At 41.5% G+C, this 20,539-nt stretch carries 22 protein-coding genes and 1 pseudogene; 17 read left to right on the plus strand and 6 right to left on the minus strand.

Annotated features, from left to right (window positions below; genetic code table 11):
- Positions 1–268 precede the first annotated feature (268 nt).
- The 3 genes from AABI99_RS13695 to hslR all read right to left on the minus strand — a co-directional run bounded on the left by AABI99_RS13695 (position 269) and on the right by hslR (position 3,349).
- Positions 269–1,807 (minus strand): phosphoenolpyruvate carboxykinase, encoded by a 1,539-nt coding sequence (locus AABI99_RS13695; RefSeq protein WP_338366450.1) that lies wholly within the window; start codon positions 1,805–1,807, stop codon positions 269–271.
- Between the two features lie 261 nt (positions 1,808–2,068).
- Positions 2,069–2,914 (minus strand): Hsp33 family molecular chaperone HslO, encoded by an 846-nt coding sequence (hslO, locus tag AABI99_RS13700; protein ID WP_338366451.1) that lies wholly within the window; start codon positions 2,912–2,914, stop codon positions 2,069–2,071.
- Positions 2,915–2,926: 12 nt separating this feature from the next.
- Positions 2,927–3,349, minus strand: coding sequence for a ribosome-associated heat shock protein Hsp15 (gene hslR / locus AABI99_RS13705; protein WP_338366452.1), 423 nt, complete (start codon positions 3,347–3,349; stop codon positions 2,927–2,929).
- A gap of 212 nt (positions 3,350–3,561) precedes the next feature.
- Here hslR and gspC point away from each other — a divergent pair, with 212 nt between their 5' ends.
- From gspC to AABI99_RS13770, 13 genes are all read left to right on the plus strand, one after another.
- Positions 3,562–4,503, plus strand: coding sequence for a type II secretion system protein GspC (gene gspC, locus AABI99_RS13710; protein ID WP_338366453.1), 942 nt, complete (start codon positions 3,562–3,564; stop codon positions 4,501–4,503).
- Positions 4,504–4,526: 23 nt separating this feature from the next.
- Complete coding sequence (gene gspD / locus AABI99_RS13715; protein WP_338366454.1) at positions 4,527–6,596, plus strand: type II secretion system secretin GspD; 2,070 nt, start codon at positions 4,527–4,529, stop codon at positions 6,594–6,596.
- On the plus strand, positions 6,589–8,157 hold the full coding sequence (gene gspE / locus AABI99_RS13720) for a type II secretion system ATPase GspE (protein ID WP_338366455.1): 1,569 nt from the start codon (positions 6,589–6,591) through the stop codon (positions 8,155–8,157). Before gspD ends, gspE begins: the two co-directional genes overlap by 8 nt.
- Before the next feature lie 2 nt (positions 8,158–8,159).
- The gene (gene gspF, locus AABI99_RS13725; protein ID WP_338366456.1) at positions 8,160–9,395 is read left to right on the plus strand and encodes a type II secretion system inner membrane protein GspF; all 1,236 of its coding nucleotides are present in this window, start codon (positions 8,160–8,162) and stop codon (positions 9,393–9,395) included.
- A 77-nt stretch (positions 9,396–9,472) separates the two neighbouring features.
- The gene (gene gspG / locus AABI99_RS13730) at positions 9,473–9,895 is read left to right on the plus strand and encodes a type II secretion system major pseudopilin GspG (protein ID WP_338366457.1); all 423 of its coding nucleotides are present in this window, start codon (positions 9,473–9,475) and stop codon (positions 9,893–9,895) included.
- Positions 9,896–9,944: 49 nt separating this feature from the next.
- Positions 9,945–10,529, plus strand: a complete 585-nt coding sequence (locus tag AABI99_RS13735) for a prepilin-type N-terminal cleavage/methylation domain-containing protein (protein WP_338366458.1) — start codon at positions 9,945–9,947, stop codon at positions 10,527–10,529.
- A 2-nt stretch (positions 10,530–10,531) separates the two neighbouring features.
- Positions 10,532–10,906, plus strand: a complete 375-nt coding sequence (gene gspI / locus AABI99_RS13740) for a type II secretion system minor pseudopilin GspI (protein WP_338366459.1) — start codon at positions 10,532–10,534, stop codon at positions 10,904–10,906.
- The gene (gene gspJ / locus AABI99_RS13745) at positions 10,907–11,527 is read left to right on the plus strand and encodes a type II secretion system minor pseudopilin GspJ (protein ID WP_338366460.1); all 621 of its coding nucleotides are present in this window, start codon (positions 10,907–10,909) and stop codon (positions 11,525–11,527) included.
- On the plus strand, positions 11,527–12,513 hold the full coding sequence (gene gspK, locus AABI99_RS13750) for a type II secretion system minor pseudopilin GspK (RefSeq protein ID WP_338366461.1): 987 nt from the start codon (positions 11,527–11,529) through the stop codon (positions 12,511–12,513). The genes gspJ and gspK overlap by 1 nt, the downstream gene beginning before the upstream one ends.
- Entirely contained in the window at positions 12,510–13,718 is a 1,209-nt protein-coding gene (gene gspL / locus AABI99_RS13755; RefSeq protein WP_338366462.1) for a type II secretion system protein GspL, read from the plus strand. Before gspK ends, gspL begins: the two co-directional genes overlap by 4 nt.
- A complete protein-coding gene (locus AABI99_RS13760) occupies positions 13,715–14,188 on the plus strand; it encodes a type II secretion system protein M (RefSeq protein WP_338366463.1) in 474 nt (157 codons plus the stop codon). The genes gspL and AABI99_RS13760 overlap by 4 nt, the downstream gene beginning before the upstream one ends.
- 3 nt (positions 14,189–14,191) lie before the next feature.
- Positions 14,192–14,950, plus strand: coding sequence for a type II secretion system protein N (locus tag AABI99_RS13765; protein ID WP_338366464.1), 759 nt, complete (start codon positions 14,192–14,194; stop codon positions 14,948–14,950).
- A gap of 18 nt (positions 14,951–14,968) precedes the next feature.
- Positions 14,969–15,556: a UPF0149 family protein gene (locus AABI99_RS13770; RefSeq protein WP_338366465.1), complete on the plus strand. Its 588-nt coding sequence runs from the start codon at positions 14,969–14,971 to the stop codon at positions 15,554–15,556.
- A gap of 30 nt (positions 15,557–15,586) precedes the next feature.
- Here AABI99_RS13770 and AABI99_RS13775 read toward each other — a convergent pair whose 3' ends face one another.
- Both AABI99_RS13775 and AABI99_RS13780 read right to left on the minus strand, forming a co-directional pair.
- A complete protein-coding gene (locus AABI99_RS13775; RefSeq protein ID WP_338366466.1) occupies positions 15,587–15,793 on the minus strand; it encodes a hypothetical protein in 207 nt (68 codons plus the stop codon).
- Positions 15,793–16,152 carry a hypothetical protein gene (locus tag AABI99_RS13780; protein WP_338366467.1) on the minus strand — a complete coding sequence of 120 codons (360 nt, stop codon included), beginning with the start codon at positions 16,150–16,152 and terminating at the stop codon, positions 15,793–15,795. Before AABI99_RS13780 ends, AABI99_RS13775 begins: the two co-directional genes overlap by 1 nt.
- Before the next feature lie 287 nt (positions 16,153–16,439).
- On the opposite strand from AABI99_RS13780, the gene ccoG reads away from it, so the two are divergent.
- The 4 genes from ccoG to AABI99_RS13800 are packed head-to-tail and all read left to right on the plus strand — an operon-like array spanning position 16,440 to position 20,203.
- A complete protein-coding gene (ccoG, locus tag AABI99_RS13785; RefSeq protein ID WP_338366468.1) occupies positions 16,440–17,870 on the plus strand; it encodes a cytochrome c oxidase accessory protein CcoG in 1,431 nt (476 codons plus the stop codon).
- Between the two features lie 47 nt (positions 17,871–17,917).
- A complete protein-coding gene (locus AABI99_RS13790; protein WP_338366469.1) occupies positions 17,918–18,892 on the plus strand; it encodes a serine/threonine protein kinase in 975 nt (324 codons plus the stop codon).
- Positions 18,893–18,922: 30 nt separating this feature from the next.
- Entirely contained in the window at positions 18,923–19,546 is a 624-nt protein-coding gene (locus tag AABI99_RS13795; protein WP_338366470.1) for a thiol:disulfide interchange protein DsbA/DsbL, read from the plus strand.
- 18 nt (positions 19,547–19,564) lie between these two features.
- Positions 19,565–20,203, plus strand: coding sequence for a thiol:disulfide interchange protein DsbA/DsbL (locus tag AABI99_RS13800; protein ID WP_286245471.1), 639 nt, complete (start codon positions 19,565–19,567; stop codon positions 20,201–20,203).
- Positions 20,204–20,269: 66 nt separating this feature from the next.
- On the opposite strand, the pseudogene AABI99_RS13805 reads toward AABI99_RS13800, so the two are convergent.
- Positions 20,270–20,539, minus strand: a pseudogene (locus AABI99_RS13805) (tRNA (uridine(54)-C5)-methyltransferase TrmA); the annotation flags it as partial.

A 20,539-nucleotide genomic window follows, 5' to 3' on the forward strand; every position in this document is an offset into this window, starting at 1 on the left:
CACATTCATGGCTAAAACCATTCCTACATGTACACTTTGCCTAGAGCCTAATTGTATAGGAAGTCGCAGCACCAAACACCTCCACCGCGCGGCTGATCGCTGACGGCTGATAGCTCTGCGTTGGGTTTCGCTTCGCACTACCCAACCTACGCGAGGCCTTAAAACTTTCCCCTTGCTAACTTTACTCTTTCAAACTCGCTAACTCATCACCCAAAACAAAAACGCCAGCATATAGCTGGCGTTTCTTTATCTTAAGGTAAGCTTAGTATTAAGCTTTTGGACCTGCTGATTTGATTGCTTCTGAAACATCGTATTTAGCGAAGTTTTCAGTGAAGTCAGCAGCAAGTTTTGCTGCATATTCGTTGTATTTTGCTTTATCGTCCCATGTATTAATTGGGTTAAGAAGCTTGCTATCTACACCAGGGGCTTCTACAGGTACGTCTAGGTTTAATACATCGATATGCTGAGTTTCTACATCGGCTAACTTGCCAGAGACAATTGCATCTATTACAGCGCGCGTAGTTGGAATATCAAAACGCTCACCGGTGCCGTATGGACCGCCTGTCCATCCTGTATTAACAAGGTAAACCTTTGCGCCAAATTCGCGTACGCGCTTCATTAGTAGTTCTGCGTATACACCTGCAGGGCGAGGGAAGAAAGGGGCGCCAAAACATGTTGAGAATGTAGATTCAATATCGCTAGTTGAGCCAATCTCTGTTGAGCCTACTTTAGCTGTGTAACCACTTAAAAAGTGAAAAGCAGCGGCCTCTTCGCTAAGTATTGAAACCGGTGGTAAAACACCGCTTACATCACAGGTTAAAAATACAACAGCTTTAGGCTCGCCAGCACGGTTTTCTACTTTTCGCTTTTCTACGTGCTCTAGCGGGTAAGCAGCACGGCTGTTTTGTGTCAAGCTTGTATCATTAAAGTCAGGTGTGCGCGTTTCATCCAATACAACATTTTCTAAAATTGTACCAAAGCGAATAGCATTCCAGATCACTGGCTCATTTTTTTGTGAGAGGTCGATACATTTAGCGTAACAGCCGCCTTCGATATTAAATACGCTTCCGGGTGCCCAACCGTGTTCGTCGTCACCAATTAAAAAGCGTGTAGGATCGGCTGATAAAGTCGTTTTACCAGTGCCTGATAAGCCAAAGAACAATGCTGTATCACCCGCTTCACCTACGTTAGCAGAGCAGTGCATTGGTAATACACCTTTTGCTGGAAGAAGAAAGTTTTGAACGGAGAACATCGATTTTTTCATTTCACCGGCATAACGCATACCTGCAAGTAGCACTTTGCGCTGAGCAAAGTTAATAATAACCGTACCGTCGCTGTTGGTGCCATCACGCTGTGGGTCACAAACAAACGAAGGAACATTCATTACCTGCCATTGGGGTAAATCAGATGCATTATAGTTTTTAGGCTCAATAAACATGTTTTTAGCAAAAATATGGTGCCACGCGGTTTCTGTAGTAACTACTACAGGTAGATAGTGCTCAGGATCTGCGCCAACTTCTAGGTGAGAGGTGAAGTGGTCATTACTTTGCACGTGTGCTTCTACGCGAGCCCATAAAGCGTCAAATTTATCAGCATCGAATGGGCGGTTTACATTACCCCATTGGATATCATCTTGTGTTGTCGCTTCTTTTACAATAAAGCGATCTTTAGGTGAGCGACCAGTGCGCTTGCCTGTAATTGCAACAAAGGCTCCATTTGCGGCTAGTGTCCCTTCGCCACGACGAATCGCGTGCTCGACAAGTTCAGCTGCGGTTAAATCGACAAAACGTGTTGCGCTTGTAGTCATGTTTATACCTAACTATGTGTGAGAGTTTGAACGGGATAGCTCTGGGTTCTTAGTTCCCTTAAGCTAAAATTATAGTAACAGAAGGATTTGAGATATTCGAGCCTGTAAAGCCTCTAAAAACACATATATTTGCTAAAAAACATGAATAATTTCAATGATACCGGTGTCAGTAAATTAGCAAAATTCATGACACCGGTATCATCATTTTATAATATAAAACCGCAATTTTTGCGGCTTTATATTTAATAGTGTGGCGGGAGTTTAATTAAAGATGTTTTTAATTTCTTGCTCATTAAAAACATATTCTTTTAAACAATAGTGGCAGCTAATGTTAACAACCCCATTTTTAGCGACATCATCTAATAATGCTTGTTGGCCAACATTAACTAGCGCAGTGATGGTTTTTTCTCTACTACAGCCACATTTAAAAGTAATTGCTTGCGGGTCAAAAACGCGAGGGTTATCTTCGTGGTATAATCGAGTTAATACAGTATTAGCATCAAGCTCTAGTAATTCTTCGCGTTTAATTGTATCGCTTAGCGCTTCTAAGTGAGTAAAGTCATCAATTGACTTTTGTTTATCAACGGGGAGTACTTGTAAAAACAGTCCGCAGGCTTTTGCTTTACCTTCGCTTGTATTAGTTGCAAACCATAGTCGAGTTTTTAACTGTTCTGATTGCTCAAAGTAGCTTTCGATACACTCACTTAATGTATCGTGCTCAAGAGGTACTATGCCTTGATAACGCTCGCCTTTAGTTGGGGTAATGGTAATAACCATATAACCTTTACCTACAAGCTCTTTTACTGTTGTGCCGCTAACCTCGCTTTGCATGCGTGCAATACCGCGCATGTTTTGCTTATCATCGCCGTTAATTACAGCGTACTTAACAGGGCCGTCGCCTTGTAGTTGAACCGCTATTTCACCTTCAAATTTTAAAGTGGCTGTTAATAAGCATGTTGCGACGAGTAACTCACCTAACAATGCTTTTACTGGTTCTGGGTAATTGTGATTAGCTATCATCTCATTGTAGGCGTGCTCAATTTGCACGAGTTCGCCACGAACATCGAGTTTGTCGAATAAATAACGGTGAAGTAAATCTTGTTGCATGAGCGGCTATACCTAACTTGATTTCATTTTTAAAAGTTCGCGCCTTTGCTTTTTATCGGGCTTTTTATCCGGATGTGGAGCAAAGAAGCTGTTATTTTTGCGTGCGATGGCGTTTTCTTCGCGTTTTTCAATACTTGCGTCAGTTTCTTGATACAAGGTCTGTGCAATGGGGGCACTTTGGCGTTTTTCAAGCACTTTTAGTACGTTGATAACCTTTTCATCTACGCCTTGGATAAGTCTTATCGTTGCGCCAACCTCTACAATTTTACTCGCTTTAGTACGTTGCCCATTATAATGTACTTTGCCGCCTTGCACCATGTCGCGTGCAAGTGCACGAGTTTTGTAAAAGCGCGCGGCCCACAACCATTTATCTAATCGAACTTTTAGCTCAGTACTGAGGTCTGAGTTAGTACTAGTATTACTTTTTTTACTCATTAGGCTTCTTCAATCGACTACTTATATAACGTAAAATTACCATGAAATCATCGTACGATGAAGGTACTACAGCGTACGCTTGTTTTTTGAGCACTATCACATTGTTATATTAATCTGTTTACAAAGTTTAATATTAGTGTGCTTGTTGAATGAAAAATGAAAGGGTACTATGGGTACGCGCTTATGCAGTAAATTAAAATAAGAACATTATTATGGAACAGCAAATTCAACAGCTTAAACAATTTTTAACACGGCTACCCCATGCTAAATTAAGCGCAGTAGTTACGTTGTTAGTTGTTGTTTATCTTGCTTATTTACTCTCAAAATTAGTTTGGCTTTTATGGCCTCAACCTCTTAGTGCACCGCTTACTCCTGCACATTACTCTGCTGGTGCAAAAGTAGCTAATACTACCTCTGTACAAAATATTATAGAGCAATTTCTGTTTGGTAAAAAAACTGTAACAAATAAACCTAATACTGCGCAGCAAAACGAAGTCATTAATAATGCCCCAGAAACACGTTTAAGTATTAACTTAACGGGGATTGTTGCTGTAAGTAACGATGATCAAGCGGGTGTGGCTATTATCGAGTCGCAAGGTCGACAAATTAGCTATTTAGCAGAAGAGGTTGTACAGGGGACACGAGCAAAGGTTGCTCAAATACTTCCAGATCGCGTTATTTTGAGTGTTAACAGTCGATTTGAGACGCTGATGCTAGATGGTCTCGATTTTACTAAAAAAGTCTCTATGCCTGTGCTCGCCGCCCGTAAAGAGCAAAATCTGAACCCAAAAAAAGTAGCTCAAAACGAATTACAAATTAACGCAACCGCTGACCCTGATGTAAAAGAAGCACTAAGAGAAACACGGGAAGAGCTACTAAGTGAGCCTGGCAAGTTATTTGATTATATTCGTGTTTCACAAGCAATGAGCGATGGTGAGTTAATCGGCTATCGTTTGAGCCCAGGTAAAGAGCCAGCACTTTTTAAACAAATGGGCTTACAAAATAATGATTTAGCCGTTGCAATTAACGGTTACCAACTAACAGACTTACAACAGGCCATGGCAGCTATCAATGAGCTGCGCAATACTAGCGATGCCACAATTACAATTGAGCGTGATGGTGAGCAAATCGATGTGCAATTTAGCCTGCAATAACTTAGCTTTGGAGTTTTAACATAATGGTACAGGTGCTACACCTCAAAAAAATTAAAAAAGGGTTAGCTAAGTATGCAGCACTTTTTTTAGCAGCCAGTATTTCGTTGTCGGTTTCAGCTGTTGAATATGCTGCCAACTTTAAAGGCACGGATATCAACGAGTTTATCAATATTGTTGGTAAGAACCTTAATAAAACAGTGATCATTGACCCAAATGTACGCGGCAAAGTAAATGTGCGTAGCTATGAGTTGATGGACGAAGCGCTGTACTACCAATTTTTCTTAAATGTACTCGAAGTGTATGGCTACTCTGCAGTAGAAATGGACAACGGTATCATTAAGATTGAAAAAAGCTCCGACGCTAAAAAATCAAATGTTCCACTCATTACCGAAAATAGTGCAGCATCGGGCGATATGATGATCACCCGTGTGGTCCGCGTTAAAAATGTAAGTGTTCAAGAACTTGGTCCATTGGTGCGTCAATTTAGCGACCAAAAAGACGGTGGCCATGTAGCAAACTTTAATGCTGCAAACGTTATGATGCTGACAGGACATGCAGCTTCAGTTAATCGCTTAGTTGAAATTATTCGCTCAGTGGATCAAGCCGGTGATAAGCGTGTCGATATTGTAAAGCTTAAATATGCAACGGCAGATGATGTTGTATCGGTAGTTGAGAATATTTACAAAGACAGCGGCAAGGGGAGCGTACCTGAATTTTTGATTCCTAAGGTAGTTGCTGATGGACGTACCAATAGTGTAATTGTAAGCGGTGAAGGCCAGGCACGTACTCGCGCAATAGAATTAATTAAGCGCCTTGATGGTGAGCTTGAAAGCCAAGGCAACACCAAAGTATTTTACTTAAACTACGCCAAAGCAGAAGATTTAGTAAAAGTACTACAAGGCGTGAGTAAAACGCTTGCAGAAGATGGAAAAGGCACAAGTAAAACCCGTACAACCAGTAAAAATGATACCAGCATTGAAGCCCACCCTGATTCTAACTCATTAGTTATTACAGCTCAGCCAGACACGATGCGCTCATTAGAGGCTGTGATTGATAGGCTCGATATTCGACGTGCGCAAGTACTCGTAGAAGCCATAATTGTAGAAGTGATGGAAGCCGATGGTGTTAACTTAGGTACGCAGTGGATTTCAGAAGACGGTGGTATGCTGCAATTTAATAATGGCTCAACGGTACCTGTAGGTTCTTTAGCGGTTGCCGGTATTCAAGCGCAAGACACCACAAATACGCAAACTATAATAGGCACAGAGTCAGGTAACGTAACGAGTTACGATGAAACAACCGAAGGCGACTACACTGCACTTGCTTCATTACTAAGTGGTGTAAATGGCTTGGCGTTTGGTTTAGTTAAAAACGACTGGGGTGCCATTATTCAAGCAGTATCAACCGATACCAACTCAAATATTTTGGCGACGCCTTCTATTACGACCATGGATAACGAGGAAGCGTCGATGATAGTAGGTCAAGAAGTGCCTATTATTACTGGTTCGCAAACAGGTAGTAATAACGATAACCCATTTCAGACCATTGAACGCAAAGAAGTAGGTGTAAAATTAAAAGTAACTCCACAAATTAACGATGGCTCAGCAGTACAGTTATTAATTGAACAAGAGGTATCGAGTGTCAGTGGTGCAACAGCGGTTGATATTTCTGTTAATAAGCGCGCGATCACAACCACAGTAATGGCTGATGATGGCGGTATGGTTGTATTAGGCGGTTTAATTGATGAAGACGTACAAGAAAGTGTATCTAAGGTGCCTATTTTAGGTGACATCCCTATTTTAGGACACTTATTTAAGTCAACAAATACGACCAAGCGTAAGCGTAATCTTATTGTATTTATTCGCCCGACGATTATCCGAGATGGCGTTAATATGAATAAGTTAAGCTTTAACAAGTATAACTTTATCCGTGGCGAGCAAATGAAAGAGCAAGAAGATGGTATAGAGCTTATGCCAAATTCAGATGTTCCTTTACTTCCATCGTGGGATGATGAGCTTATTCTGCCACCAACTTATGAAGAGCACTTAAAAGCATTAAGCTCTAAAGAACGTGCAGAGCGTGAAGATGACTAGCGCGATAGAACAAATAAACGAAGACGTGGCTCATCGTAGCGATGAACCACGGTCTGAGGAGTTACTTACAAGTAACGACTTAGTTGAGTTGCCCCCAAAGCGTTTGCCTTTTTCGTATGCGCGCAGAGCGGGTGTGCTGCTGAGTCAAAGTGATGAGCAGCAGGTTGTGTATTACCGCGGTGAGCTAAATGTTGACGTATTGCTAGAGGTACGTCGCATTGCAGGTAAAGGTTTTACACTTGAACAATTAGCTGACGACAAATTTGAATTGTTACTAGAGGCTGCGTACCAGCGCGATAGCTCTGAAACACAACAAATGATGGAAGATATTGGTAACGAGGTTGATTTATTCTCCCTTGCCGATGAGTTGCCGCAAACGGAAGATTTATTAGCCGGCGATGATGATGCGCCTATCATCAAGCTAATCAACGCTATGCTGAGCGAAGCAATTAAAGAAGGTGCCTCCGATATACATATCGAAACCTTTGAACAAGAGCTTGTGATTCGTTTTAGGGTTGATGGCGTATTAAAAGAAGTCCTCAAGCCTAACCGTAAGCTAGCCTCGTTATTGGTTTCGCGTATTAAGGTAATGGCGAAGCTAGATATCGCAGAAAAACGTATACCTCAAGATGGTCGTATTAGCTTGCGTATTGCCGGGCGTGCAGTAGATGTACGTGTATCTACCATGCCATCAAGCTTTGGTGAGCGTGTAGTACTTCGTTTGCTTGACAAAAATAACGCTCGCTTGAATCTTGAAGATTTAGGAATGACGACACAAAATCGAGAGCGCTTTGCTGAACTAATTAGTAAACCTCACGGTATTATTTTGGTTACCGGCCCAACGGGCTCTGGTAAAAGTACCACCTTGTACGCCGGTATGAGCCAAATAAACTCTCGCGATCGTAATATTTTAACGGTAGAAGACCCAATAGAGTACGAAATTCCGGGTATTGGTCAAACCCAAGTTAACACTAAAGTCGATATGACCTTTGCCCGCGGGCTTCGTGCAATACTACGCCAAGATCCTGATGTTGTTATGGTAGGTGAAATACGTGACCTTGAAACCGCACAAATTGGTGTACAAGCATCGCTTACCGGTCACTTAGTTATGTCTACACTGCATACCAATACTGCCTCGGGCGCAATTACCCGTATGGAAGACATGGGTGTAGAGCCATTCTTACTTTCATCGTCATTGTTAGGCGTGCTGTCGCAGCGTTTAGTACGTACTTTATGTAATAGTTGTAAAGAAGGTCACACGGCCGATGAGCGTGAGTGTCAGCTATTAGGTGTTTCTGTTGAGAATGCCCCTACAATTTACCGCGCAGTCGGGTGCGAGGAATGTAACTTTAATGGTTATCGTGGCCGTACTGGTATTCATGAATTACTGGTAGTGGATGAAGAAATTCGTGAAATGATCCACAGTGGTAAAGGCGAGCAAAGTGTTGAAAAATACATTCGCCAAAAAAGCCCAAGCATTCGCCAAGATGGCTGTAGCCGCGTACTGGCAGGCAAAACAACCCTTGAAGAAATTTTACGCGTTACCCGCGAGGAAGCCTAACCATGGCGGCGTTTGAATACCGTGCCCTTGATGGCCGAGGGAAAGAGCAAAAAGGCATTTTAGAAGCTGATACTGCTAAGCAAATTCGCCAAGCACTTCGCGAAAAAAAACTTACGCCACTTGAAGTTATCCCAGCAGCAGAAGGTGACAAACAAGTTAGTGGTGCAAAAACGCCGTTATTAAGTCGTTTTTTTAAACCCAGTGTATCAACCTCTGATTTGGCGCTTATTACGCGTCAGCTTGCCACGCTCATTCAATCGGCATTGCCAGTTGAAGGAGCTGTAATGGCGGTGGCAGAGCAATGTGAAAAGCCCCGCTTAAAACGTATGCTTATGTCGGTCCGATCCAAGGTTGTAGAAGGTTACACTTTGGCTGATGGCATGAGTGAGTTTCCACATGTTTTTGACGATTTATACCGAGCAATGGTCGCCGCAGGTGAAAAATCAGGGCACCTTGACCAAGTATTAAATCGCCTTGCCGATTACACCGAACAACGCCAACACATGCGTAGTCAAATTACGCAAGCCATGGTTTACCCAACCATTTTGGTTATTTTTGCCATTGGTATTGTTTCAGTGTTACTTGGTACGGTCGTGCCTAAAATCTTAAAAACTTTCGAAAAAACTAAGCAAGTATTACCCTGGACGACTGAGTGGGTTATGGCGGGCAGTTACTTTGTACAAAATTATTGGTTTATAAGTTTGTTAATCATTACTGCGCTGGCAGTCAGTATTAAGCATGCGCTTAAACAACCTAAAATTCGCTTTTGGTGGGACGATCGCGTTCTACATATGCCTGGTTTTGGTAAAGTCGCGCGGGGTATTAATACAGCGCGTTTTGCTAGAACGCTGAGTATTTTGTCGTCAAGCTCTGTGCCACTACTTGAAGGTATGCGTATATCGGGTGGGGTATTGGCAAATGAAAAAATGAAAAAATCGGTCGCAGATGCAGCTGATAGAGTCAGTGAAGGTGCAAGCCTGAGAGCGGCTTTACAGCAAACTAAATTATTTCCACCGATGATGCTGCATATGATTGCCAGTGGTGAAAAATCAGGTGAGCTAGAACAAATGCTTGAACGCGCGGCTAATAATCAAGATCGCGAGTTTGAGAGCATGGTAAATGTATCATTAAAATTATTAGAACCAGCAATGATCGCCTCTATGGCGGTGATTGTTTTGTTTATAGTAATGGCTATTTTACAGCCAATTATGGCAATGAATAAAGCGGTAGGACTTTAAGCTTTAAGGGGGAGCTAAGTTAGCATTAACTTAGATGACGCCCAGTTAAATTATGTTTTGGAAAATGAGGTATTTACGTGAATAAACAATCAGGTTTTTCTTTACTCGAAGTAATGGTGGTATTGGTTATTATCGGGATGATTATGTCAATTGTGGCGCCTAATATTATGGGCCAACAAGAAGAAGCTGCTATCGATAAAGCACATCTAGACATTCAACAGCTTGAAGATGCTATGAGCTTATACAAGCTTAAAAATAAAAGCTACCCAAGCACAGAGCAAGGCCTAGAAGCACTAGTCAATAAAACCAATATTGAGCCTGTTCCTAAGCGTTTTCCAGATGGTGGTTTTATCAATGAACTACCAGAGGACCCGTGGGGTAATGAGTATCAACTAATTAGCCCAGGTGAGATTGGCAAATTTGATATTTTTTCTATGGGGCCTGATGGCGAAGCCGGTACTGATGATGATATTGGTAACTGGGGCGAAGACGAGCAGTAATGACAGCTAACTTAGCAGTACAGTTAGTTACGATTGCACGAGGCTTACTATGCAAGTAAGCCTTAACCGCAAGCGTGCCCACCAAACTGGATTTAGTTTAATAGAAATTTTAGTCGTACTGACTATTATCGCATTTGCGACCAAAATGGTTGTATACAGCTTAGAAGGCGGTGCCGAAGACGAGCTTGATACACAAGCACTTAGGCTGCATACCACCATTAACATGGCCTCTGAATTTGCTATTTTAAATCAAATAGAGCTGGGCTTAATGGTTGAAGAAAATACCCTAGAGTTTTTAGTATTTGATGGCGAAAAGTGGATTACCTTTGACCGCGAAGACCTTTACAAGCCTATTGAGCTTGATGAACGGCTAAAACTCACGCTCAATTTAGAAGAGTTAAGCTGGTCACAAGACAACCTGCTTGAACAAGCTAATTGGCGCGAGCTTATGAGTGGCGGCGATGACGATAGCTTACTAGAGCTTGAAAAGTTAAAAATACCGCAAGTCCTTATTTTATCATCTGGTGAGGTAAGCGCGTTTCAACTTATTGTTGAACTAAAAGAGCAAAGCGAGCCTGTGTACTATATTGAAGGGGAATTTACAGCCCCTGTTAACTTACGTAAAGAGCCATAATAATGGGGCTAAATAAAGGCTTTACCTTACTTGAAGTACTTGTTGCGCTAAGTATTTGTGCTATGGCTGGTATTGCCGCAATGCAGGCAACCGGTGAGCATATAAATCATCTAACAACGCTAGAAGAGCAAACGTATGCATCGTGGGTGGCAGAAAATGTACTGGTAGTGCAGCGTAGTAAAGGTAAAGACTGGCAAGCTAAAAATGGCGCACGCGGTAGCGAAGTCATGGCGGGCGTTGAATGGTTTTGGAAGCAAGAAATAGCAAAAACGGCTGACAAAAGCTTTGTAAAAGTGACCATTAATGTATTTAGTGACGAAAAATACGAGCAATCGGTGTACGAGCTTTCAACTTATTTAAATAAAGGCAGCAAATAAGTGAAGCAACGCGGGTTTACATTAATCGAAGTATTGGTTGCCATGGCTATTTTGGCTGTGGTGATTATGGCGACTCACCAAATTTTAGACTCAACCACCAAAGCAAAAGAAGCATCTGATGACAAAATAGCGGAGCTTAACGGTCTACAAACCGCATTTAGGTTAATGGACCAAGACTTTAGCCAAATGACGCAGCGCACTGTACGTAACGAAGCTGGTGATGCGCAAGAGCAATACTTACTAGCAGGGCGTTATGTACTAGAAAGCCAATACGATGGTATTGCCTTTGTACGCGATGGCTGGGTAAACCCAATTAATTTGCTGTCTCGTTCTGAGTTACAAGCCGTAGGGTATAGAGTGCTTGATGACAATTTAGAGCGTGTATACAGAGTGTATGTAGATCAGCTTGATAATATGGAGCCGCGGGTACAAGTTGTTTTAAAAGGTATTGAAGAGCTTAAATTTGAATTTTTAGATGCCAACAACGAATGGCAAGAGCAATGGCAGATAAAAGCGTTACCTAAAGCGGTTGCGGTTACTTTGCAGCAAATTGAGGCAGAGCCTATTCGTCGTGTTTTTTTAGTACCTGGGCAGGGCAAAAACAGCGGGGAGAGTAATTAATGAATAAGCGCGAATCACGCGGTGCCGCATTAGTGATTGTGCTGTTTATTGTTGCACTGGCCGCGATATTAGCGGTAGAAATGAGTGCTAATTTAATGGTACAGGTTCAAAAAAGCACTAATCTGCAAGGTCACCAACAAGCAAAGTGGTACGCCTATGGCGCTGAAGAGCTAGCAATTAAGGCACTCAAGTTAAGTAAAGACGATGATCCAGATAAAACCTCGTTAGATCAGGTTTGGGCTACACAAGGCGACACCCAATACCCTGTAGACAACGGCACGCTTAGCGGCAAAATTACTGACCTACAAGCATGTTTAAATCTAAACGCATTAGGGGAGGCGCCAGATATAAACTCTGCCAGCAAAACCAACCCTGCCCATAAAGCACTTTTTGCGTTATTAGAAAACATCGAGGACCTACCAGCCGAAGAAAGTGAAGAAGCAATGGCAGACAGTGTGTTTGACTGGTTAGATGAAAACAGCATCACGTATCGCTCAGGCGCTGAAGAAGATGAGTATTTATCGCGTGATTACCCATATATGAGCGCAAATAGTTTATTTGCATCACCTTCTGAACTACGTTTGGTTAAAGGTTTTAATCCGTTAGTGATGGAAAAGGTATTGCCTTATGTATGCGTTATCCCAGGGACGACCATGTTGTCGGTTAACGCCAATACGTTACTTCCCGAGCAAGCGCTTATATTAAGTGCCATGATTGACGAATTATCGTTATCTGGCGCAGAAGCGGTTATAGCAGCCCGCCCAGAGACTGGGTTTGATAGCGTAGACGAATTTTTTTCTGAGGTGCAGCAGCAAGGCGGCACCAATTTAGACTCAGTTAAAGAGTTATTTAGTATTAACAGTGAATATTTTAAATTACAAACGCAAGCAACGTTTGTTGACTTGCGTTTTTCGATGACCACATTACTTCATGCAAAAAATGGTGAGGTAACGATACTGGCGCGAAAATTTGGAGGCGTACAGTGACAGAAATACTGCTGATCCGCACGGGTCAAACAGAGCAAGATAAATTAAATTGGCTAATTTACTCACCACAAGAACAAGAAATAATTGCCAGTGGAGAATTAGCCGATACAAGCCGATTAAGTGAGCTAAGTGAAAAAGCGCAAACCCGCGAGGTAGTAGCATTACTACCAAGCGATCAAGTGCAGCTTAAAACAGTGGTGCTACCTACTAAATGGAACCGTAAGTTAGAGCAAGCTTTGCCCTACATGCTTGAAGAAGAGATTGCGTGCGATATAGATGAGCTATTTATCGCAATTGGTGAGCCTACTATGATTAATGAGCAACACGCAATCAAGGTTGCCCTAACCGATCGTGAATGGTTTGAGGGCTGGCTTGCGTTATTTACTGAACATAACTTGGCGGTATACACCATTTTGCCTGACGCCCTGCTATTGCCTACCAGTGATGATGATACATTAACCGCCATAGAGCTTAATAATCAGTGGTTATTTAAAAAAGGTGATTGGCACGTTAGTGCTGTTGAAAATAGCTGGTTAAAAGAGTATTTAACAGCGCTCGGCGAGCCAAGCGTAAAGCATTACAGCCCGGCTAATCAGTTTCCTGAAAGCATTAACTTAATTTCGCAAGCAAGCGATTACGATTTACCACTGGCTTTATTTGCTAAACAACTGACCAGCGTTAAATTTAATTTACGTCAAGGTATGTACCAGCTTAAAAAGAAAAGCGCACTGTGGTGGGGTTATTGGAAGGGCGCAGCCATTATTACCGGTGTTGCTTTATTTGCTACCATTGCCATAAAGCTGATTGAACTTAATCAACTTAACTCGCGTGTTGAGCTTGCTAAAGCCCAGGTGGTGGATAGATACCAAAAAGCTTTCCCCGGAACTAAAGTACGCCCTAACTTAATCAAAAGCCAAATCAGGGGCGCGCTTAAAACCATTAGTGGTGAAAGTGAAGCGGGGTTTTTAGATTTGACCAGCCAATTGGTTGGTGTGTTTTCGCAGGTAAGCGAATTTACGCCAGAAACCCTGCGCTACGATAAACGCCGCAACGAATTACGAATACGCGCACGCGCTAAAGACTTTCAAACGTTTGGTAAAGTAAAAAGCATCCTTGAGCAACAAGGGCTAACGGTTGAGCAAGGGTCGTTAAATAATGATGGCGATTTTGTAGTAGGCGAAATAAAACTGCGAGGTGCGGTATGAAACAACAAATAATGCAATACTGGCGCTCGCTAAAAGAACAAGAACAGCAATTGATTATGATTGCTGGTGGTATATTTATAATCTTTATTTTAGTGATGGGCATTTTTAGGCCTTTAAATAACGCCATAGATAAAGCCAAAAAGTCGTACGTCACTCAGCAAGAGCTGCTCATATGGGTTGATGAAAGCATAGTAAAGTTAAAAGCAGCGGGTAACACGCAAGCAATCAGCAATCAAAACATTAGCCAAGTGGTTAATTCAACGCGTAGCCGCTACCGTATTACGATAAGCAAGATGCAGCCTAACAATAACTCGTTACGTTTAACGCTTGATTCGGTAGAGTTTAATCAATTAATAGAATGGTTAGATGAACTGGTTAATCAGCATGGCTTAAGAGTAGAGAACCTGGATTTAAGCAAAGATGATAAATCAGGGTTTGTACGTGTAAGCCGCTTAGTACTAGAGAAGTAATGAATGAAAAAAATAATAATATTATCAGTGGTATTTTTTATTAGCTTTATTGTGTTTTGCATAATGAAATTACCAGCGGCCATTGCGTTAGACCTAGCGAAGCCGTACCTACCAAAGCAGCTTGAAATAGGGCAAACCGTAGGGAGTGTGTGGCAAGGTCAAATGATGCAAGTGCGCTATCAAGGCGAACAGCTAAATAATGTTCGCTGGGATATTGCTGGCTGGCAGTTATTTACTGGCAATTTAAATGCTAACTTAAAATTTGGTAACCCGCGTGAGCGTAGCGATATTTCGGGCTATGCTGATGTGAATTACGGACTATTTAATAATGTGGTTACCGTTACCGATGGTATAATTCGCTCGACCGTAGAGCGTGCCATGCAACGTATTGCACTCCCTATACCGACTACCGCCAAAGGCCGTGTCATTTTAGAGCTGAATGAGTACACCTCAGGTGTGCCTTATTGTGAGTCATTAAAAGGCGAGATTGCCAGCCCAAATATAGATGTTAAAGGCTTTAATGGCTGGTTTAATATTGGGCCACTCAGTGGCATGTTAAGCTGTAAGTCGGGCGATATAGCCATTTTAGTCGACCCAGATAACACCTTAGGCCTTGAAGCCGACGCAACACTTAAAGCTAACTTTGACTTTAAAGTAGCAGGCTATGTTAAACCTGATGCCAGCTTACCCAAAGATGTGCACGACGCGGTTAAGTTTTTAGGCCGCCCTGATGCACAGGGCCGCTACCCACTTAATTTTTAATGTAACAAAAGAGATTTAATGCAATTACCACAGTTTAACGAACAACACGCACAGCAATTAAGTGCATTTTTGAGTACACAACCTCAGGCTATGTCATTAACACAAAGCCAAGGCTATCTATTTGGGGTTATTTGCTCGCCAAGCCCATTAGAAGTTCACCAGTGGTTAGCGCAGATTGTGCCTAATACGGCTAACGATTTAGACGAAGAAATACTGTTTTTATTTATGGCGTTGTACCATCAAATTAGCGAGCAAGTATTTGAAACCGGTTACAAGTTACCCGCTGATTTTGACCTTGAGTATACCCAAGCCTGGAGTGAAGGTTTTTTACGTGCTACTCAAGAATACGCACAACCTCTATTAACAGCTCCTGCGCTAGAGCCTCAGTACAAAGAAGCACTAGAGAGTGCGCTAAGTACGCTTAGCTTTTTTGCTGTTGATGAGCAAACAAGATTACAAATTGCGCAGCAAAACAACATGACACTCGAAGCCTTATATCAGTATCAGTACGAATCAATGGGCGACTTTGCATTAGGTTTTGCCGAGCTAATTGAGGTGGTGGCCATAAACAGTGGGCTGATTACAGATGAAGGGTGGGAAGAGTAGCCTTTAGGTATTAAACGGCGTTTAGGATAATTAAGCGCCAAGTTCTAAAATAATATCAGTGCAGCCTTTTTTACACTTAACAACGCCTTTACCCGGTTCATTGGTGGCTAAATCGAGTGTTAACACCTCGCCGCACTGTTCACAGTACAAGGTTTTTCCTTGCGACAGCTTTTTAAGTATTGTGCGCTGTTTCTGAAAAGAGTCACTCGCTTTTTTATTTAACTTTGAAAAATCCACTATTTAGCTCTCTTTTGTTCTAATGCATCTGACACAATTTCACATACTGTATTTAAACGCTCTTCGTAAAAATATAAATTTAAGTCGCGCTCGCGGCAATAACGTAAATGAAATAACTGCACTGAATCATCAGTGGTAAAGGTTTTTTCAATATATTCGTTCTCAGATTCAGAGAGCTTTAACGCGCTGCTAATACGATTTTTAGCCATATTAGCTGCTGGGCTACGGTTTATTTTGCTCGCATCACTTAAAAAGCCTACACCTTCGCCTAAAAGTTTTTCGCGAGGCTCTTTAATTAATGGGTGATCAATAGTAAAAAACGCAAGGATCAAAATGATTAAAATTAAAAACTTTTTCATAACTGCGTAAACCTTGATCTTAGTGAGGTAAATTTAGCAAGCAGTGTAATAAACTGCACTTTAAAAGCAAGTAGCTGAGATGAATAAATTATTAGCAATCTATACCTGTAATATTAGCCAGTATTGTTATAATAGCCAACAGCAGTTAGATATTTCTGAAATATCTGAAAGTATTCAATAGCGGATTATTTAAACTAATCACACTTACCACTAACGAACTACAGTTACAGTATAGAATACACATATATTGCTATGTTTTTATTTCCAAGCGGCGTTGAGGAACTTCGATGGACAAGCAAATTAAAGTAAAAAATATACCTGCAGAGGTTAAAATTCAGCAACCGGATTTAAGCCGTCAAGACGACAGGTTTAATCCACGTAACCGAATTTATGTTCGCGCAGTAAAAGGGCTTCATCAGTTACTTAGACAGCGTATAGGCTTTTTAGGCATGCTTGCTTTTATGCTTTTGCCCTGGATAAATTTTAATGGCCAGCAAGCTGTGTTATTTGATTTAGTAGGTCAAAAGTACAATATTTTTGGGCTAACGCTGTGGCCGCAAGACTTCACTATATTAGCTTTTATATTTATGCTGGCGGCGTTTGCACTTTTTTTGGTCACTACCTTTTATGGCCGAGTATGGTGTGGCTATACCTGCCCGCAAACAGTGTGGACTTTTATATTTATTTGGTTTGAAGAAAAGTTTGAAGGTACAGCGAATCAACGTAAAAAGCTCGACCAACGCCCGATGGACTTTGATAAGTTTTGGCGAAAAACAGCAAAGCACACTAGCTGGGTTTTATTTGCCTTATATACGGCGATTACGTTTGTTGGCTACTTTACGCCTATCCGTGAATTACTCCCTGACTTTGTTACCTTTAATGTAGGTGGCTACGCGCTGGTAAGTATTATTTTCTTTGCTGCGTGTACCTACGCTAACGCAGGGTGGATGCGCGAAATTATGTGTTTACACATTTGCCCCTATTCGCGTTTTCAATCGGCTATGTTTGATAAAGACACTTATACCGTAACGTACGATGAAAAACGCGGCGAAAGCCGAGGCCCACGTTCGCGTAAAATTGCCCACGAAGATTTAGAAATGGGCGACTGTATAGACTGTAACTTATGTGTGCAGGTGTGCCCTACAGGGATAGATATCCGTAATGGTTTGCAAGCCGAGTGTATTAACTGTGGTGCATGTATTGATGCCTGCGATGGTGTAATGGATAAAATGAATTATCCGCGTGGTCTTATTTCTTATACTACAGAGCGTAACCTCGAAACACCTGAAAATAAAACCAACCCACTGCGAGCTAAAATCATAGGTTACACGGTCATACTGGTGGTGCTTAGTAGTGCGCTGGTGGCTAACATTGCATTTAGAAAGCCTATGGACTTTGACATAATACGAGACCGTAACCAATTGTATCGTGTTGACTTTAATGGCTTGGTAGAAAACACCTATACATTAAAAGTAATCAACAAGGCGCAGTACGAACAGACTTTTAATATTAATGTTCAAGGCCTTGAAAACTTTAAGTACATTGGTAAGCAAACATTTACAGTGCAAGCAGGGCAATCGCATAATGTGCCATTATCACTGGTGATGGACCCGTATGATTTAAAAGCGCCAATGACGGAGTTTAACTTTGTACTTTCACCGATTAATGACCCCGATGAAAGCATATCGCAGCCAAGTAACTTTTTTAAAGCGCGATAAACATACTAACAAAAGCGGGGTAACCCGCTTTTTATATTAAGAAGCCCATGAGTAAATTTAGTTTTGAAGACTTAACACCCGACTTAATTCTCGATGCAATAGAAAGCGTTGGTATATATGCCGAGTCAGGTTTATTAGCACTGAACAGTTATGAAAACAGAGTCTACCAGTTTAAGGCCGAAGATGGCCTGCGCTATGTTGTTAAGTTTTACCGACCAGAGCGCTGGAGCAAAGCGCAAATACAAGAAGAGCATGACTTTGCTTTCGAGCTTGCCGAGGCTGAAGTACCCGTTGTTGCACCCATTAAGCACAACGGACAAAGCTTATTTGAACACCAGGGCTACGTTTTTGTATTGTTTCCTAGTGTTGGTGGGCGATTATTTGAAGTGGATAATCTTGATCAGCTTGATGTAATGGGGCGTTTAATTGGCCGTATGCATCAGGTAGCTAAAAGCAAAGCATTTGAGCACAGGTCTACGTTTAGCTGCGAGGAATATTTGCATACAGCTAAAGTTCATCTGCAAAAAAGTAATTTGGTACCTATGGCGCTCAGCACGCCCTTTTATACCATATTGGACTTGGTTATTGAGCAAGTTCAAGCGCAGTATAAAAATGTAGATGGGATCCGCCTACATGGTGATTGCCACGCTGGTAACATTTTGTGGGCGGGCGAAGCACTTATGTTTGTTGATTTAGATGATGCTCGCCAAGGGCCGGCCATTCAAGATTTATGGATGATGCTCAGTGGCGATCGTCAAACACAGCTGTTACAGTTAGACACCCTTGTAAATGCGTATGAAGAGTTTTGTGATTTTGACCACACTCAACTCAAATTAATTGAACCGCTTCGTGCAATGCGTATTATTCATTATATGGGTTGGGTAGCAAAACGATGGAGCGATCCGGCGTTCGTACGGAACTTTTCATGGTTTGCTGAAGACAAATACTGGGAGCAACAAATTCTAGCACTTAAAGAGCAGCTTGTAGCACTGCAAGAAGCTCCGCTGAAGTTATTGCCATAAAATTTTATTTAAAAAGTACACGAGATACCAATGCTTAAAAAATTGAAACTGAGCCTACTATTTTTATGTTTACCATTTGCAGCCCTTGCTGCACAGTTTGAAGCTGATAACCAGTACACCGTTATTGATGTAGAAAAAAGCGCAGAGCCACAAGTAACCGAATTTTTCTCGTTTTACTGCCCACATTGTTTTAAGTTTGAGCCCGTTGCTAAGGCAATCGAAAAAAGCCTACCCGAAGGTGCTGAATTTATAAAAAATCACGTTAACTTTTTAGGTGGTGTATCACCACAGGCACAAAGCAACTTAAGCTACGCTTACTTAATTGGTAAAAAGCACGGCCAAGCTCAAAGTATCAGTGATCAAATTTTTAAAAGTATTCATGTACAGCGCGCACCTTTAACACAAATGAAAGACGTTAAAAAGTTACTAGAAGTTAACGGTATCGATAGCGCAACATTTGATCAAGACATTGCCAGCATGCCAATTATTTCTGCTGAGCGCGCAATGCAAGATAAACAAAACAAATATTCAAAATTAGGTGCGCTAACGGGTGTACCTACTTTTATCGTAAACGATAAATATAAAATAAACATGAATACGATTAACAACCAGCAAGAACTGAATGAGTTAGTTGCTTTTTTACTAACACTTTAATCTCGGAGAACAATAACAATGATCAAATTAGTTAAAGCAGGTTTACTTGCATTACTACTACCCATGGCAGCAACTAGTTTTGCTGCAACGTATGAAGAAGGCGTACATTATGATGTAGTTGCAGAGCGCGCGACTAAAAAGCCAGAGGTAAAAGAGTTTTTCTCATTTTATTGCCCTGCTTGTAATAACATGGAAGCGTTAATTGGTGAGTTTAAGCCAAAGCTAGACAAAGACGTTAAATTTAAGAAGAGCCATGTCGATTTTGTCGGTGTTCGCGATCCAGAAAACCAACAAATGATGAGTCAAGCACTGGCAACAGCAGAAGTGCTTCCACAAAAAGATAAAATTGTTGCGGCTATTTTTAATCACATTCACACTAAGCGCGCTAAATTTAACGAGCTTGCAGATGTAAAAGATGTGTTCGTAGCGCAAGGTGTAGATGGCGATAAGTTTGATAAACTATACAAAAGCTTCTCGGTACGTACTTTAAGCTCTAAAATGAAGCGTGACCAAAATTACTTTAAAGAAAAAGGCGCGCTACGTGGCGTACCAACCTTTATTGTAAATGGTAAATACAAATTAAACCTAGGCCGAGAGTCGGGTATTACCGCACCAGAAGATATTAGTAAATTAATTAACTATTTAGCGAACAAGTAAGATTTGCTAAAACCAAAAAAGCTCCGTAAGGAGCTTTTTTTATGGAAGTGATTTAAATTAAACTCACTATTTTCTTTGTAAGAAAACACCCGATTCTATGTGATGCGTATAAGGGAACTGATCAAATATCGCAAAGCGCTTAACGTTATGTGTGCGAGTTAAATGATCTAAATCGCGTTCAAGGGTCTCTGGGTTACACGATATATAAATAATATTCTCGTAGTTGGCCACTAAGTCACAGGTAAGGGTATCCATACCTGCGCGTGGAGGGTCGACTAAAATAGTTTGGCAATCGTAACTTTTTAAATCTATCCCCTCTAAACGCGAAAAGGTACG

This window comes from uncultured Pseudoalteromonas sp. (assembly GCF_963922945.1).
GTDB lineage: Bacteria > Pseudomonadota > Gammaproteobacteria > Enterobacterales > Alteromonadaceae > Pseudoalteromonas.

What these genes read in the sequence shown, in the direction of transcription:
- AABI99_RS13695 (WP_338366450.1), bottom strand. Translation starts at nt 1,807, where the DNA reads ATGACTACAAGCGCAACACGTTTTGTCGATTTAACCGCAGCTGAACTT.
- hslO (WP_338366451.1), bottom strand. Translation starts at nt 2,914, where the DNA reads ATGCAACAAGATTTACTTCACCGTTATTTATTCGACAAACTCGATGTT.
- hslR (WP_338366452.1), bottom strand. Translation starts at nt 3,349, where the DNA reads ATGAGTAAAAAAAGTAATACTAGTACTAACTCAGACCTCAGTACTGAG.
- gspC (WP_338366453.1), top strand. Translation starts at nt 3,562, where the DNA reads ATGGAACAGCAAATTCAACAGCTTAAACAATTTTTAACACGGCTACCC.
- gspD (WP_338366454.1), top strand. Translation starts at nt 4,527, where the DNA reads ATGGTACAGGTGCTACACCTCAAAAAAATTAAAAAAGGGTTAGCTAAG.
- gspE (WP_338366455.1), top strand. Translation starts at nt 6,589, where the DNA reads ATGACTAGCGCGATAGAACAAATAAACGAAGACGTGGCTCATCGTAGC.
- gspF (WP_338366456.1), top strand. Translation starts at nt 8,160, where the DNA reads ATGGCGGCGTTTGAATACCGTGCCCTTGATGGCCGAGGGAAAGAGCAA.
- AABI99_RS13735 (WP_338366458.1), top strand. Translation starts at nt 9,945, where the DNA reads ATGCAAGTAAGCCTTAACCGCAAGCGTGCCCACCAAACTGGATTTAGT.
- gspI (WP_338366459.1), top strand. Translation starts at nt 10,532, where the DNA reads ATGGGGCTAAATAAAGGCTTTACCTTACTTGAAGTACTTGTTGCGCTA.
- gspK (WP_338366461.1), top strand. Translation starts at nt 11,527, where the DNA reads ATGAATAAGCGCGAATCACGCGGTGCCGCATTAGTGATTGTGCTGTTT.
- AABI99_RS13760 (WP_338366463.1), top strand. Translation starts at nt 13,715, where the DNA reads ATGAAACAACAAATAATGCAATACTGGCGCTCGCTAAAAGAACAAGAA.
- AABI99_RS13765 (WP_338366464.1), top strand. Translation starts at nt 14,192, where the DNA reads ATGAAAAAAATAATAATATTATCAGTGGTATTTTTTATTAGCTTTATT.
- AABI99_RS13770 (WP_338366465.1), top strand. Translation starts at nt 14,969, where the DNA reads ATGCAATTACCACAGTTTAACGAACAACACGCACAGCAATTAAGTGCA.
- AABI99_RS13780 (WP_338366467.1), bottom strand. Translation starts at nt 16,152, where the DNA reads ATGAAAAAGTTTTTAATTTTAATCATTTTGATCCTTGCGTTTTTTACT.
- ccoG (WP_338366468.1), top strand. Translation starts at nt 16,440, where the DNA reads ATGGACAAGCAAATTAAAGTAAAAAATATACCTGCAGAGGTTAAAATT.
- AABI99_RS13790 (WP_338366469.1), top strand. Translation starts at nt 17,918, where the DNA reads ATGAGTAAATTTAGTTTTGAAGACTTAACACCCGACTTAATTCTCGAT.
- AABI99_RS13795 (WP_338366470.1), top strand. Translation starts at nt 18,923, where the DNA reads ATGCTTAAAAAATTGAAACTGAGCCTACTATTTTTATGTTTACCATTT.
- AABI99_RS13800 (WP_286245471.1), top strand. Translation starts at nt 19,565, where the DNA reads ATGATCAAATTAGTTAAAGCAGGTTTACTTGCATTACTACTACCCATG.